Genomic DNA, 15,088 nt, shown 5'->3' with positions numbered 1-15,088 from the left:
GTGCCCGATGAGGTCACTCTGTAATCCACCCGTTGGCTCACGTTCGGAGACGCCCTGCTGCGCCGAGGGCAAGTCAGTAAGGTGGAGCCACGTGAAAGCTCTTCGTCGGTTCACTGTCCGAGCACACCTTCCCGATCGCCTGGGCGCGCTGGAACGCCTGTCCATCAATCTGCGGTGGTCCTGGCACAAACCGACCCAGGACTTGTTCGCCGCCATCGACGCCGACCTGTGGCAGCAGGTCGGGCAGGATCCCGTCGCATTGCTGGGCGGTGTCAGTCCGCAGCGGTTGGACGAGCTCGCGGTCGACGGCGGTTTCCTGGACCGGGTCGACCGGTTGGCCGCGGACCTCGACGACTACCTGACCCGTCCGCTCTGGTACCAGGAGAAGCAGGCCGCCGGGGACGCGTTGCCCAGCGGGATCGCTTATTTCTCCATGGAGTTCGGTGTCGCCGAGGTGTTGCCGAACTACTCGGGCGGTTTGGGCATCCTCGCCGGTGATCACCTGAAATCGGCGTCTGATCTCGGTCTGCCGCTGATCGGCGTCGGCCTGTACTACCGATCCGGTTACTTTCGCCAATCGCTGACCGCCGACGGTTGGCAGCACGAGAACTACCCCTCACTCGATCCGCAGGGCCTGCCGCTGCGCCTGCTCACCAGGGCCGACGGAGAGCCGGTGCTCATCGAGCTCGCGCTGCCCGACGGGGCGACACTGTCGGCCCATGTCTGGGTGGCCCAGGTGGGGCGAATTCCGTTGCTGCTGCTCGATTCCGATATCGGCGAGAACGAGCACGACCTGCGCGCCGTCACCGACCGGCTTTACGGCGGGGATCAGGAGCACCGCATCAAGCAGGAGATCCTGGCCGGTGTCGGCGGGGTGCGCGCCATCCGCGCGTATACCGAGATCGAGGGCCGTCCCGCGCCCGAGGTGTTTCACATGAACGAGGGGCATGCCGGCTTCCTCGGTGCCGAGCGCATCCGTGAGCTCATCGATGCCGGACTGGATTTCGACACCGCGCTCACGGTGGTGCGGTCGTCGACGGTGTTCACCACGCATACCCCGGTGCCCGCTGGTATCGACCGGTTCCCGGTGGAGTTGGTCAAGCGTTACTTCGGTGCCGGGGCCGACGCGAATCCGGCTCTGCTGCCGGGTGTTCCGTTGGACCGGATCATCTCCTTCGGCGCCGAGGACGACCCCACGAAATTCAATATGGCGCACATGGGGCTGCGGCTGGCCCAACGTGCCAACGGAGTGTCGCTGCTGCACGGGCGGGTCAGCCGGGAGATGTTCAGCGAGCTGTGGCCGGGGTTCGACGCCACCGAGGTGCCCATCGGTTCGATCACCAACGGGGTGCACGCGCCGACCTGGGCCGCCCCGCAGTGGGTCGAACTCGCGCGTGAACTGGTCGGGGACGACCTTGGCTCGCTCAACGAGGCCGAAACCTGGCAGCGACTGCAGCAGGTCGACCCTGGTCACCTGTGGTGGATCCGCTCTCAGCTGCGGGCTCTGCTTGTCGACGATGTGCGCGCCCGGCTACGCCGGTCCTGGCTGGAGCGCGGCGCGTCGGAGGCGGAGCTGGGCTGGATCGCCACCGCGTTCGACCCGGAGGTGTTGACGGTCGGATTCGCCCGGCGGGTACCGACCTACAAGCGGCTGACCCTCATGCTGCGCGATCCCGACCGGCTGGAGAAGCTGCTGCTCGACGAGAAAAGGCCGGTGCAGCTGATCGTGGCCGGTAAATCGCACCCGGCCGACGACGGGGGCAAGGCGTTGATCCAACAGATCGTGCGCTTCGCCGACCGTCCCGAGGTGCGGCACCGCATCGCCTTCCTGCCCGACTACGACATGTCGATGGCCCGGTTGCTGTACTGGGGTTGCGATGTCTGGTTGAACAATCCGCTGCGCCCGCTGGAGGCCTGCGGAACATCGGGCATGAAGAGCGCGCTCAACGGCGGCCTGAACCTGTCGATCCGCGACGGCTGGTGGGACGAGTGGTACGACGGCGAGAACGGGTGGGAGATACCGACGGCCGACGGACTGGCCGACGAGGGCCGCCGCGACGATATCGAGGCCGGTGCGCTGTACGACCTCCTGGAAGCCTCGGTCACGCCCAAGTTCTACGAACGCAACGAACACGGCGTGCCGACCCGGTGGGTCGAGATGGTGCGTCACACGCTGCAGGTGCTCGGCCCCAAGGTGCTGGCCTCCCGGATGGTGCGGGACTACACCGAGAAGTACTACGCGCCGGCGGCGCAGTCGTTACGGGCCACCCTGGAATCCGGTGAAGGACCCGACGGCGATTCGTCCAGTGATCCCTTCGGCGCCGCCCGGCAACTGGCCGAATACCGCCGCCGCATCACCGCGGCCTGGCCGAAGATCCAGATCACCGACGTGGACAGCTACGGGTTGCCCGATACCCCACTGCTGGGCAGCGAGCTGACCCTGACCGCCACGGTGGACCTGGCCGGGTTGGCGCCCGACGAGGTGGTGGTGCAGGCCGTGGTCGGCGGTGTCGACGCGGCCGACGTGCTGCAGAACCCGGTCACCGTGCCGATGGCGCACATCAGCACCGCCGACGGTGGCAAGCACGTCTTCTCCACCAGCACGCCGCTGCCCGTTGCCGGCTCGGTCGGCTACACGGTGCGGGTGCTACCGCAGCACCGGTTGCTGGCCGGCGCCAACGAGCTCGGGCTCGTCACGCTCGCGTCGTGAGCCGGGCCCTCGACGTCGCCGTGCCCGGCGGGCCGTATGCCCTGGCCGCCGGACCCGACGGAGCCGTGTGGGTGACGCTCGTGCACAGCGGCGAGATCGCGCGTATCACCGCCGACGGCCGGCTCGACGTCTATCCGGTGCATCCGCAGAGCAAGCCGTCCATCATCACCGTCGGCTCCGACGGGGCGCTGTGGTTCACCCGTAGTGGGGATGACCGGATCGGTCGCATCGAGCGCGACGGCACTCACACCAGTATCGAATTACCGCATGGCAGTGCGCCTTTCGGGCTCTGTGTGGGCCCGGATGATGCGCTGTGGTTCACCGCGATGGGCTCGGGTGCGGTGGGGCGGGTCGATACCGGCGGTGCCGTCGACGTGGTGGCGGTACCCGGTGGCACCCCGTCGATGATCACCGCCGGACCCGACGGCGCGGTGTGGTTCACGCTCAACGCCGCCAGCGCGATCGGCCGGGTGGACATGGCGGGCACGGTCAGCATCCGGCAGACGCCGACCCCGTCGGCCGGCCCGGTGGGCATCACCGCGACCCATGACGACGCGGTGTGGTTCACGGCCATCGGTGTCGACAAGCTCGGCCGCATCCCGATGAACGAGGCCATCCAGGAACTCGACCTGCCCGGCAAGCCGCACGCGGTGGTGGCCGACGCGGCCGACGGCGTCTGGGTCAGCCTGTGGGGCGCCGACCAGCTGGCGCGCGTCGGAGCCGACGGCGAGGTGGCCACCATCGACTTGCCTGCGGGAAGCGAACCGCATGGGCTCGCGGTGGCGCCCGACGGTGCGCTGTGGGTCGCCCTGGAGGCCGGCTACGTGCTGCGGCTTCCGGTCGGCTGAGCCGGGCGGCTCAGGGGAACCGTTTGAAGCAACGGTCCGCGTCGCCGAGTACGCCGACGCGGAACGCGTCGATCCGCGAGAAACCCGAGGGCACCGATTCGCCGTTGACGTCGCTGGCGGCCAGTCCGTTGATGAGAATGCCGGAGACGGCTTCGTCGACATCACCGGCGGTGAGCTGAATCGTGTTGCCGTCCGGTGTGTTCACCTCGCGGGTCATCTTCACCGTCGCGACGCCGGTGAGGCAGGCGGTGCGCAGCGCCGCCGCGGCGCTGTCGAGCGCCACGCCGCCGCGCTCGTGCTGGATCGATTGCATGTAGCGGGATACCAGCACCGAGTACGCGGTGTTGTCCCCGGTCGTCAGGCCGGTGCCGTCGTCGGACTGCGCACCCATCGCCTCCAACGCAGGCAGGTCCACCGCGATGGTGTTGTCGGCGGGGCAGAAGGTCACCGCGGCGTCGGAGTGCGCGTCGGGGCAGTTCGGGCGGTCGAAGCGCAGCTGCGGCGGGTTCTGCGGGGCGAACAGGATGCCCATGGCATCGACGATCGAGCGCACCGACGATTCGGTGATCTGCAGCTCGCCGGACTGATCCTCCGGCAGCAAGACCGGTAGGTCGCCGCGGCGCTGCTTGATCTCGGCCGGATCGATCGACGCACACGACGCCGCACCGTCGGTGAAACCGAACTGGAACGCCGACACCCGCTCGAACGCCGAGCCGTGTTCGTCCTCACCGGCCGACGCATCGCCCGCGTTCAGCAGTGGGTCCCGGAACGAGATCATCGCCGCCAGAAGGTTGTTCAGGCCGTCGCCGGTCGACAGGGTGAAGCGCTTGGAGTGCCCCTCGGCGACCCAGCGCAGGTACACCCCGGCCAGGCAGTCGGCCTGTTGCTCGGACACCAGGGTGGGGGTGGACCGGCCGGCCAGGCCGGCCTGCTTCTGCACCGCGTGTCCGTACTCATGCGCCAGCACCATGGTGACGGCCATGTCACCGTTGGCCTTGCGCAGCGAGGGCAGCAGCACTCCGCGGTCCCAGCCGATGGTGTTGTCGCCGTAGCAGTAGGCGGCGTTGACCAGGTTGTAGGTGTCCGAGCCGCAGAACTCGCCGTCGAATCCGTCCGCGTCCCACGAGATCAACTCGTCGACCGGAACGAAGTCACCGTCGAACGCCTCGGGATACGCCTGGTGCCAGAACTCCTCGATATCGCTGACCGAGCTCGCGGCCAGGTGGTCGATTCGGCCTCCGTCGGTATCGCGCACCTCGCGGGTCGGGTCGGCGGCGTCGTCGCGCAGCCCGGTCGGGCCGTCGGTGGCAGGCATCCCGGCCACCCGGAACGGGTCGGCGAACACCGATACCGCGTGGCCTTGCAGGGTGTTCGCGCAGGACGTCAGCAGCAGCAGTGCGCACGCGGCGAGCACCGTGCGCATCCGGGCGCCTGCGGGCCTCCGCCGATTCATGACCGAAAGGATAAGTGACCTGGCGCTGCGCGGGGCGGGTTGATCAATCGCCGCGTAACCGCCGCAGCGCGGCGAGGACGCGTTCGGTGTCGGTGGTCGCCCAGAACGGCGGCAGCGAGGAGCGCAGGTATCCGCCGTAGCGGGCTGTCGCCATCCGCGAATCCAGGATGGCGACCACGCCGCGGTCGTCCACCCGGCGTAACAGCCTGCCGGCGCCCTGGGCCAACAGCAGGGCGGCATGGCTGGCGGCGACCGCCATGAACCCGTTGCCGCCGCGCGCGGCAATGGCCCGTTGCCGCGCGGTGAGCAGCGGGTCGTCCGGCCGTGGGAACGGAATCCGGTCGATGATCACCAGCGACAGCGACGGACCGGGCACGTCGACGCCCTGCCACAGCGACAGCGTGCCGAACAGCGAGGTTTCGGCATCGTCGGCGAATCGCTGCACCAGGGTGGCCGTGGAATCCTCGCCCTGGCACAGCACCGGGGTGTCCAGCCGGGTCGACATCACCTCGGCGGTGGCCCTGGCCGCGCGCATCGAGGAGAACAATCCGAGGGTCCGCCCGCCCGCCGCGGTGATCAGTTCGGCGATCTCGTCGAGTTGCTGCTCGGAGCCGACCCCGTCCCGGCCCGGCGCGGGCAGGTGTTTGGCGACGTACAGGATCCCGGACTTGGCATGTTCGAACGGTGACCCGACATCGATTCCGCGCCAAGCGGTCCCGGTGCCCTCGCCGCCGAGTCCCCAGCCGGCGGCCATGGCGTCGAAGTTGCCACCCAGGGTCAGGGTGGCCGATGTCAGCACCACGGTGGAACGGGCAAAGATTCTGGTGCGCAACAGACCTGACACCGTCAGCGGGGCCACGCGCAGGGTCGCGCGCTTGCCGGAACTCTTTGTCTCCTCGTGGTCCAGCCACACCACGTCGAGCCGATCGGGGATGGCCGGCACGAAGGAATCCAGCATGCGGGCGGCGATATCACCGATCTCGGTCACCGCCGTCATCGCCTCGGTCCGTGCCGCGGCGGCCTGCGGATCGGTGGGTGCTGTGTCGATGGCCGAACGCACGGTGTGCGCGGCATCGCGCAGCGCGGTCAGATAGGTCGCCAACTCGTCGTCGAGATAATCGATGCGGCCCGGTTCGCCGTCGTGGATCGCCGCGGCCAGGGTGGCGCCCGCGGCGTCCAACCGGTCGACGAGTTCGGGGGCGACCAGACGACCGACCCGGCGCTGCGCCGCCCCGAGCGCCGCGGCCGACAACTCGCCGGTGGCCACCGCGGTGACCCGGTCGACGAGCTCGTGTGCCTCGTCGACCACCAGCAGGTCGTGCTCGGGTAGCACCGAGGCGTCGGCGATGGCGTCGATGGCCAGGAGTGCATGGTTGGTGACGACGATGTCGGCAGTGCCCGCCTTGGCCCTGGCGCGTTCGGAGAAGCAGTCGGTGCCGAACGGGCAGCGGGCCACGCCGATGCATTCGCGCGCCGACACGCTGACCTGACTCCAGGACCGGTCCGGCACGCCGGGCACCAGTTCGTCGCGGTCCCCGGTCTCGGTGTCTGACGACCACTTCGTCAGCCGCTGCACGTCCCGGCCCAGCGCCGTCGCGGCAACCGGGTCGAACAGCTCTTCCTGCGGCCGGTCGTCGGCCGGGTCGGAATTGGCGCCGTTGTGGATCTTGTTCAGGCACAGATAGTTTCCGCGACCTTTGAGCAGCGCGAAGGTGGGTTTGCTCGGCAGGGCGGTGGCCAGCGCATCGGCCAGCCGGGGCAGATCGCGGTCGACCAGCTGGCGTTGCAACGCGATGGTGGCGGTGGAGACGACGACGGGGGCATGCCCGGACGCCGCCCGTGCCATGGCCGGCACCAGGTAGGCCAGCGACTTTCCGGTGCCGGTGCCGGCCTGCACCGCGAGGTGTTCGCCGGTGTCGAAGGACCGGGCCACCGCCTCGGCCATCTGGATCTGGCCGTCGCGCTGGCTGCCGCCCAGCGCGGTGACGGCAGTGGCGAGCAGGTCGCTGACCGGTGTCCCGGTCACGTGGAGGTGACGAGCCGGGTCGGAATGGCCGGCTCACCTCGGGACAGTCCCAGGCCGTCCCACGGCAGGCTGTGCAGCCCGGCCGCGACCCGCTCCCGGGCGGCCGCCAGGTCGCCGTCGTCACCGACCCGCACGCCACCGCGCACCAGGTCGACGGTCAGCGGCCGTGCCGTCAGGTTCGGGTCGGTCTGCGGCGGGCGCCCGGCGAGGTGGACGACCTCTTCGACCACCGTGCCCGACGGTTTGGCCAGCCGCAGCGCCGCCTTGCGGCCGCCGTGAGATTCCTTGTGCGCACTGCGTTTCTGGACGGGCAGGCCGTCGACCTCGACCAGCTTGTAGACCATGCCCGCGGTCGGTGCACCGGACCCGGTGACCAGCGAGGTGCCCACGCCGTAGCTGTCGACGGGCTCGGCGCGCAGCGCAGCGATGGCGAACTCGTCGAGATCGCTGGAGACCACGATCTTGGTGCCGGTGGCGCCGAGTTCGTCGAGTTGTTCACGGACCTGGCGGACCAGCACACCGAGGTCGCCGGAGTCGATGCGCACCGCGCCCAGCCCCGGGCCTGCCACGGCGATGGCGTTCGCCACGCCGACGGTGATGTCGTAGGTGTCCACCAGCAGGGTGGTGCCGACGCCGAGAGCATCGACCTGTGCCTGGAACGCCGCGCGCTCGTCGGGGCCGGCGTCGGTGGTGTGCAACAGGGTGAAGGCGTGGGCGCTGGTGCCCAGTGCGGGAACGCCGTACTCGTGTTGAGCGGCCAGATTCGAGGTGCCGGTGAAACCGGCGATCCAGGCGGCTCGGGCGGCGGCGGTGGCGGCCCGCTCGTGGGTGCGCCGCGATCCCATCTCGATCAGTTGCCTGCCCTCGGCGGCGGTGACCATCCGGGCTGCGGCCGCCGCGATGGCACTGTCGTGGTTGAAGATCGACAGCGCAAGGGTTTCCAGCACGACGCATTCGGCGAACGTGCCGTGCACGGACAACACGGGGGAGCCGGGGAAGTACAGCTCACCCTCGGAGTAGCCGTCGACGTCTCCGGAGAATCGGTAGCCGGCCAGATAATCCAGCGTGGCCTGGTCCAGGAATCCGGCTACCGATGCCAACTCGGCGTCGTCGAACCTGAAGTTCGCCAGCGCGTCCAGGAATCGACCGGTGCCGGCGACCACACCGTAGCGCCGGCCCTCGGGTAGCCGGCGGGCGAACACCTCGAAGGTGCAACGACGGTGCGCGGAGCCGTCGCGCAGGGCGGCCGCCAGCATGGTCAGCTCGTACTTGTCCGTCAACAGTGCGGTACTCGTGGCGGTACTCGGCTCCACGCTGAAGCTCATGCGCGATCCGCCTTCGGCTCCTCGCTGAACCTCATGCGCGATCCGCCTTCGGCTCCTCGCTGAACGCTCACGTGGGTAACCGTATCTGCACCGTTCCGATTCTCGGTGCGTGAACCCGTCCCGGTATCGTGAGCCGCATGGTTACCCCAGCGCGGACTCGTCCGGGTACCCGTGAGGAGCACAAGTCCGACATCGGTCGCGACGAAGACGCCGCGGCCGACAGTCCCTGGGTGACGATCGTCTGGGACGACCCGGTCAACCTGATGTCCTACGTGACGTACGTCTTCCAGAAGCTGTTCGGGTACAGCGAACCGCACGCGACCAAGCTGATGCTGCAGGTGCACAACGACGGCAAGGCCGTGGTGTCCGCAGGCAGCCGCGAATCCATGGAGGTCGACGTGACGAAACTTCATGCGGCCGGCCTGTGGGCGACGATGCAGCAGGACCGCTGAGCGCGTGCGTAAGTGGAAACGGGTGGACGGCCCCGCCGGCCCGCGCTTCCGGTCGGCCCTGGCCGGACACGAGGCCGCCCTGCTGCGCAACCTGGTGACGTCGATGGTGGAGATGCTCGACGACCGCGAGTCGTCGGCGCCCTCCGACGAGCTCGCCGATCTCACCGGCATCCGCACCGGCCATTCGCAGCCGCCCGAGGACGACACGATGCGGCGACTGCTGCCGGACTTCTTCCGGGCCCGCAATGAGCACCCAGCGGGTGCGACGGCCGCCGAAAGCCTCAACCGAGCGCTGCGCAGCCTACACGAACCCACCATCATCGATGCGAAACGGGAAGCGGCGCAACGCCTTCTGCAGACGCTCCCGGACGGTGGCGGCAAGTTCGAATTGAGCGAAGACGATGCGCAGGCGTGGGCAGCGGCGGTCAACGACGTGCGGCTGGCGCTGGGTGCCATGCTCGACATCGGGCCCGACGGGCTGGATCGGCTACCCCCCGAGCATCCGATGGCCGGGCATCTGGATGTCTACCAATGGCTGACCGTGCTGCAGGAGTACCTGGTGCTCGGAATGATGGGCAGATGATCCGGTGACTGGTTCCATCACCGATGTGGCGGGCATCCTCGTCGGCCACCACCATCGCATCGACGCCGACGCGACGCTCGGCAGCGGCTGGGCCTGCGGCACCACCGTCGTGGTGGCGCCACCGGGCACCACCGCCGCAGTGGACTGCCGCGGCGGCGCACCCGGCAGCCGGGAAACCGACCTGCTCGATCCCGCCAACAGCGTCCGCCACGTGGATGCCGTGGTGCTGACGGGCGGCAGTGCCTACGGTTTGGCCGCCGCCGACGGCGTGATGACCTGGCTGGAGGAGCATGGCCGCGGCGTGGCGATGGACGGCGGCGTCGTGCCGATCGTGCCCGCCGCGGTGATCTTCGACCTGCCCGTCGGCGGCTGGGGATGCCGGCCGACGGCGGAGTTCGGCTACGCCGCCGCGCAGGCTGCGACCACCCACGTGCCGACCGGCAATGTCGGAGCGGGGGCCGGCGCCCGCGCCGGCGTCCTCAAAGGTGGGCTGGGCACCGCGTCGGTCAGGCTGCCCGACATCGGTGTCACCGTCGGAGCGGTGGTGGCCGTCAACCCCGGCGGCAATGTCGTCGACCCGGCGACCGGGCTGCCCTGGATGGCTTCGCTGACCGCGGAGTTCGGCCTCACCCCGCCGCCCGCCGACCAGATCGCCGCGTATGCCGCCCTGGACAAGAAGAGCGGACCGCTGAACACCACCATCGCGGTGGTGGCCACCGACGCCGCGCTCACCCCGGCCGGCTGTCGGCGGGTCGCCGTCGCCGCCCAGGACGGGCTCGCTCATGCCATCCGGCCGGCGCACACTCCGTTGGACGGGGACACGGTCTTCGCGCTGGCGACGGGCGCGGTGCAGGTCCCGCCGAACCCGAAGACGCCGGCGGCCATGTCACCGGAGACCGGGGTGCTCACCGCGGTGGGGGCCGCCGCCGCGGATTGCTTGGCCCGCGCCGTCCTGGTAGGAGTGCTGGCAGCCGAGTCGTTGGCAGGAATACCCACCTACCGCGACATGTTGCCCGGAGCATTCCCCCGACGAACGGAGACCTGACGTGCTGGTGATCCGCGCCGACCTGGTGGACGCCATGGTCGCCCACGCGCGCGCCGACCACCCGGACGAGGCCTGCGGCGTGATCGCCGGACCCGAGGGTTCGGATCGCGCCGAGCGTTTCATCCCGATGATCAACGCCGAGCGGTCGCCGACGTTCTACCGCTTCGACTCGGCCGAGCAACTCACGGTCTGGCGTGAGATGGACACCAACGACGAGGTCCCCGTCGTCATCTACCACTCCCACACCGCCACCGCGGCCTACCCCAGCCGCACCGACGTCTCGTTCGCGTCCGAGCCCGAGGCGCACTACGTTCTGGTCTCGACCCGCGACCCCGAGCAGCACGAGCTGCGCAGCTATCGCATCGTGGACGGGGCCGTTACCGAAGAACCCGTGTCCATCGTTGAGAACTATCAGTAAGGAACGACCGTGGCAGTAACCGTCTCGATCCCGACGATCCTTCGTCCGCACACCGGCGGCGAGAAGCGGGTGAGCGCCACCGGCGACACCCTGGCCGCCGTCATCACCGACCTGGAGGCCAATTACTCCGGCATCTCCGCGCGACTGGTGGACAACGGCAAATTGCACCGCTTCGTCAACATCTACGTCAACGACGAGGACGTCCGCTTCTCCGGCGGTCTGGACACCGCCATCAGTGACGGCGACTCGGTCACCATCCTGCCTGCCGTCGCAGGCGGCTGAGTCGTGCGGTACGACTCGCTGCTGGAGGCGCTCGGGAACACACCGCTCGTCGGGCTGCAGCGGCTCTCGCCGCGCTGGGAAGATGACGAGAACGGACCGCACGTGCGGTTGTGGGCCAAGCTGGAGGACCGCAACCCGACCGGGTCCATCAAGGACCGGCCGGCGTTGCGGATGATCGAGCAGGCCGAGCGCGACGGGCTGATCAAGCCCGGTGACACACTGCTCGAGCCCACCAGTGGCAACACCGGAATCTCACTGGCCATGGCCGCTTTGCTCAAGGGCTACCGGATGATCTGCGTGATGCCGGAGAACACCTCGATCGAGCGGCGCCAGCTGCTCGAGCTCTACGGCGCCAAGATCATCTTCAGCGCGGCCGAGGGCGGGTCGAACACCGCCGTCGCCTATGCGAAAGAACTTGCCGCCCAGAACCCCTCCTGGGTGATGCTGTACCAATACGGCAACCCGGCCAATGCCGCCGCGCACTATGAGGGCACCGGGCCCGAACTGCTGGCCGACCTACCCGAGATCACCCATTTCGTCGGCGGGCTCGGCACCACCGGAACGCTGATGGGGACCGGCCGGTTCCTGCGCGAGCATGTCCCCGGCGTCCAGATCGTGGCCGCCGAACCGCGTTACGGCGAGGGCGTGTACGCGCTGCGCAACATCGACGAAGGTTTCGTGCCTGAACTGTACGACCCGGACATCCTGACCACCCGGTACTCGGTGGGCGCCTTCGACGCGGTCAAGCGGACCCGCGAACTCGTCGAGGTGGAGGGCATCTTCGCCGGTATCTCCACCGGTGCGATCCTGCATGCCGCGCTGGGCATGGCGGCCAAGGCGATCAAGTCCGGTGAACGCGCCGACATCGCGTTCACCGTCTGCGACGCCGGATGGAAGTATCTGTCCACCGGTGCCTACGCCGGTAGCCTGGATGACGCCGAGGACGCGTTGGAAGGGCAGCTATGGGCGTAGTCGAACGGCGGCATCCGTGACCGTTCCGGTCACGCCCGCCGAGAAGAAGCCGGCCGCCTGGAAACTCGGCGGGGCGACGGTGGTGCTGTTCGTCGCCGCGCTGTATGTCATCGAAGCCGTCGATGCCACGGTGTTCCGCGGTCGGCTCGACCAGGACGGCATTCAGCCGCTGCACACCGATGGGCTCTGGGGCATCCTGTGGGCCCCGCTGCTGCACAGCGGATGGCCACACCTGGTTGCCAACACGGTGCCTGCGTTGATCTTCGGCTTTCTGGCCAGCCTGTCGGGGTACGGACGATTCCTGGCCGCGACGGCGATCATCTGGATCCTGGGCGGGTTCGGCACCTGGCTCATCGGCAATATCGGCGCGCACTGCCCGTACGTCGGGATCCAGTGCACCACCATCCATGTCGGCGCCTCCGGGCTGATCATGGGCTGGCTGACCTTCGTCATCGTGCTCGGTTTCTTCACCCGCACCGTATGGCAGATCGTGGTCGGCGTGGTGGTGGCATTCATCTACGGCGGTGTGCTGCTCGGTGTGCTGCCCGGGACGCCTGGCGTGTCGTGGCAGGCGCACCTGTGCGGCGCGCTGGCCGGTGTCTTCGCCGCGTACGTGCTGTCCGGGCGCGAGCGCAAGGCCAGGCAGCGCCGCGCCGGCGCCACGGCACTGCCCGGTTGACGCGCATTTGCTGAGATCCCGCGGTGCGGTCTCGGTCACTGTGTGGGGCGAAAATGAATCTTGTCGCGCAAAGCGGTGATGCTTTCGTCCCGCGGATGGCAAACGTGGCAAGCTAGACCCTGTGCGAATCACCGTACTGGGTTGTTCCGGCAGTGTGGTCGGGCCCGATTCGCCGGCGTCCGGTTATCTGCTGACCGAGCCCGACACCACGCCGATCGTCATCGACTTCGGCGGCGGTGTGCTGGGTGCCTTACAGCGGCACGCCGACCCCGGCGCGGTGAATGTGCTGCTTTCCCATCTGCACGCCGACCACTGCCTCGACCTTCCCGGGCTGTTCGTGTGGCGCCGCTATCACCCCAGCCCGCCGGTGGGACGCGCCCTGCTGTACGGGCCGACCGACACCGCCGAGCGGATGGGGGCCGCCTCCTCGCCCGAGGGCGGGGAGATCGACGACATCTCCGACATCTTCGACGTCCGGCAGTGGGTGGACGGGCAGACCGTCCAGTTGGGCGCGCTGACCGTGCAACCGCGGCTGGTGTGCCATCCGACCGAGTCCTACGGGATGCGCTTCACCGACCGTGACGGTGTCACGTTCGCCTACAGCGGGGATACCGGCATCTGCGACGCCGTCGTCGAGTTGGCGCGTGGCGTCGATGTCTTCTTGTGCGAAGCGTCCTGGACCCACTCGCCGGACCGGCCACCGAAACTGCATCTGTCCGGTACCGAGGCCGGGCAGATCGCCGCGCGGGCCGGCGTCGGCGAACTGCTGCTCACCCACATCCCGCCGTGGACTTCCCGCGAGGACGTGATCAGCGAGGCCAAGGCCGAGTTCGACGGTCCGGTGCATGCCGTGGTCTGCAACGAGACGATCGACATCACCCGCCGCTGAACGCAGGCGATAGGGTTGCCGGGTGTCCAGACGAGAAGACGGCAGGCTTGACGACGAACTGCGACCGGTGGTCATCACCCGCGGATTCACTTCCCACCCGGCCGGATCGGTGCTGGTCGAATTCGGCCAGACCCGGGTCATGTGCACGGCCTCGGTCACCGAGGGTGTGCCGCGCTGGCGCAAGGGTTCCGGATTGGGTTGGCTCACCGCCGAATACGCGATGCTGCCCGCCGCGACCCATTCTCGCTCGGACCGCGAGTCGGTCAAGGGCCGCGTGGGTGGGCGTACGCAGGAGATCAGCCGGCTGATCGGCCGTTCGCTGCGCGCGTGCATCGACCTGCGGGCGCTGGGGGAGAACACCATCGCCATCGACTGCGACGTGCTGCAAGCCGATGGCGGCACCCGCACCGCCGCCATCACCGGGGCCTATGTCGCACTCGCCGACGCGGTGACGTTCTTGGCGGCGGCAGACAAGTTGTCCGATCCGCGGCCGCTGTCGTGCGCCATCGCCGCGGTGTCGGTGGGCGTGGTCGACGGCCGGGTCCGGGTGGACCTGCCCTACACCGAGGATTCGCGCGCCGAGGTCGACATGAACATCGTCGCCACCGATACCGGCACGCTGGTCGAGGTACAGGGCACCGGTGAGGGCGCCACCTTCCCGCGGTCCACCCTGGACAAAATGCTCGACGCCGCACTGGTTGCCTGCGATCAGCTGTTCGCCATCCAGCGGTCCGCGCTGGAGCTGCCGTATCCGGGCGTGCTGCCCGAGCCGTCGGGACCGACGAAGAAAGCGTTCGGAAGCTAGTGCAACTGCTCGTCGCCAGCCGCAACGCCAAGAAACTGGCCGAGTTGCGCCGCGTGCTCGACGCCGCCGGGGTGGCCGGGCTGGACCTGTTGTCGCTGGACGACGTACCCGCTTTCGACGAGGCGCCGGAGACCGGTGCAACGTTCGAGGAGAACGCGCTGGCCAAGGCGCGTGACGCGTTCACCGCGACGGGGATCCCGGCGGTGGCCGACGATTCCGGGCTGGCCGTCGACGCACTGAACGGAATGCCCGGGGTGCTGTCGGCCCGGTGGGCGGGCCGGCACGGTGACGACATCGCCAATCTCGAGCTGGTGCTGAACCAGTTGCGTGACGTGCCCGACGAGCGGCGCGGCGGTGCGTTCGTCTCGGCGTGTGCGTTGGTATCTGCGGCCGGGCAGACCGTGGTTCGCGGCGAGTGGGCCGGCACCATCGCCCGGGCGCCGCGCGGGGACGGCGGCTTCGGCTACGACCCGATTTTCGTGCCGGCCGGGTCCGATCGGTCGGCCGCCGAGCTGAGCCCGGCCGAGAAGGATGCGGACTCGCACCGCGGGCGCGCGCTGGCCTTGCTGGTGCCAGCGCTGCGGGCGCTGGTGTGATCGGC

15 protein-coding genes are annotated in these 15,088 nt (G+C 69.1%); 12 read left to right on the top strand and 3 right to left on the bottom strand.

Annotation, left to right across the window (positions count from 1 at the left end):
• Nucleotides 1–91 precede the first annotated feature (91 nt).
• Both glgP and SBI67_RS28650 read left to right on the top strand, forming a co-directional pair.
• A complete protein-coding gene (gene glgP, locus SBI67_RS28655) occupies nt 92–2,710 on the top strand; it encodes an alpha-glucan family phosphorylase (protein WP_318983825.1) in 2,619 nt (872 codons plus the stop codon).
• Nucleotides 2,707–3,558 carry a Vgb family protein gene (locus SBI67_RS28650; protein ID WP_318983824.1) on the top strand — a complete coding sequence of 284 codons (852 nt, stop codon included), beginning with the start codon at nt 2,707–2,709 and terminating at the stop codon, nt 3,556–3,558. The genes glgP and SBI67_RS28650 overlap by 4 nt, the downstream gene beginning before the upstream one ends.
• A gap of 10 nt (nt 3,559–3,568) precedes the next feature.
• On the opposite strand, the gene SBI67_RS28645 is transcribed toward SBI67_RS28650, so the two are convergent.
• From SBI67_RS28645 to SBI67_RS28635, 3 genes are read right to left on the bottom strand one after another with little or no spacing between them, the layout of a single operon-like run.
• Complete coding sequence (locus SBI67_RS28645) at nt 3,569–5,011, bottom strand: neutral zinc metallopeptidase (protein WP_318983823.1); 1,443 nt, start codon at nt 5,009–5,011, stop codon at nt 3,569–3,571.
• A gap of 43 nt (nt 5,012–5,054) precedes the next feature.
• Nucleotides 5,055–7,037 carry an ATP-dependent DNA helicase gene (locus tag SBI67_RS28640; protein ID WP_318983822.1) on the bottom strand — a complete coding sequence of 661 codons (1,983 nt, stop codon included), beginning with the start codon at nt 7,035–7,037 and terminating at the stop codon, nt 5,055–5,057.
• A complete protein-coding gene (locus SBI67_RS28635) occupies nt 7,034–8,362 on the bottom strand; it encodes a nicotinate phosphoribosyltransferase (RefSeq protein WP_318983821.1) in 1,329 nt (442 codons plus the stop codon). Before SBI67_RS28635 ends, SBI67_RS28640 begins: the two co-directional genes overlap by 4 nt.
• A gap of 137 nt (nt 8,363–8,499) precedes the next feature.
• Here SBI67_RS28635 and clpS point away from each other — a divergent pair, with 137 nt between their 5' ends.
• From clpS to rdgB, 10 genes are all read left to right on the top strand, one after another.
• Complete coding sequence (clpS, locus tag SBI67_RS28630; protein ID WP_266048710.1) at nt 8,500–8,814, top strand: ATP-dependent Clp protease adapter ClpS; 315 nt, start codon at nt 8,500–8,502, stop codon at nt 8,812–8,814.
• A 4-nt stretch (nt 8,815–8,818) separates the two neighbouring features.
• Nucleotides 8,819–9,397 (top strand): oxidative stress transcriptional regulator AosR, encoded by a 579-nt coding sequence (gene aosR / locus SBI67_RS28625; protein WP_318983820.1) that lies wholly within the window; start codon nt 8,819–8,821, stop codon nt 9,395–9,397.
• 4 nt (nt 9,398–9,401) lie between these two features.
• Nucleotides 9,402–10,442 carry a P1 family peptidase gene (locus SBI67_RS28620; protein ID WP_318983819.1) on the top strand — a complete coding sequence of 347 codons (1,041 nt, stop codon included), beginning with the start codon at nt 9,402–9,404 and terminating at the stop codon, nt 10,440–10,442.
• A 1-nt stretch (nt 10,443) separates the two neighbouring features.
• A complete protein-coding gene (locus tag SBI67_RS28615; protein ID WP_318983818.1) occupies nt 10,444–10,860 on the top strand; it encodes a M67 family metallopeptidase in 417 nt (138 codons plus the stop codon).
• A 9-nt stretch (nt 10,861–10,869) separates the two neighbouring features.
• Nucleotides 10,870–11,142 (top strand): MoaD/ThiS family protein, encoded by a 273-nt coding sequence (locus SBI67_RS28610; protein WP_266048706.1) that lies wholly within the window; start codon nt 10,870–10,872, stop codon nt 11,140–11,142.
• Nucleotides 11,143–11,145: 3 nt separating this feature from the next.
• The gene (locus SBI67_RS28605) at nt 11,146–12,114 is read left to right on the top strand and encodes a cysteine synthase (protein WP_318983817.1); all 969 of its coding nucleotides are present in this window, start codon (nt 11,146–11,148) and stop codon (nt 12,112–12,114) included.
• Nucleotides 12,074–12,793, top strand: coding sequence for a rhomboid family intramembrane serine protease (locus SBI67_RS28600; protein ID WP_413232589.1), 720 nt, complete (start codon nt 12,074–12,076; stop codon nt 12,791–12,793). Before SBI67_RS28605 ends, SBI67_RS28600 begins: the two co-directional genes overlap by 41 nt.
• A gap of 121 nt (nt 12,794–12,914) precedes the next feature.
• Entirely contained in the window at nt 12,915–13,682 is a 768-nt protein-coding gene (locus SBI67_RS28595; RefSeq protein ID WP_318983815.1) for a cyclic nucleotide-degrading phosphodiesterase, read from the top strand.
• Nucleotides 13,683–13,704: 22 nt separating this feature from the next.
• Nucleotides 13,705–14,487, top strand: a complete 783-nt coding sequence (gene rph, locus SBI67_RS28590) for a ribonuclease PH (RefSeq protein WP_266048702.1) — start codon at nt 13,705–13,707, stop codon at nt 14,485–14,487.
• Entirely contained in the window at nt 14,487–15,083 is a 597-nt protein-coding gene (gene rdgB / locus SBI67_RS28585) for an RdgB/HAM1 family non-canonical purine NTP pyrophosphatase (RefSeq protein WP_413232588.1), read from the top strand. Before rph ends, rdgB begins: the two co-directional genes overlap by 1 nt.
• The last annotated feature ends 5 nt before the right edge of the window (nt 15,084–15,088 follow it).

It is taken from the genome of Mycolicibacterium chengduense, from assembly GCF_033741155.1.
GTDB lineage: Bacteria > Actinomycetota > Actinomycetes > Mycobacteriales > Mycobacteriaceae > Mycobacterium.
Note: the sequence above shows the minus strand (reverse complement) of the source record. Positions and strands in the feature narration are given on the sequence as shown.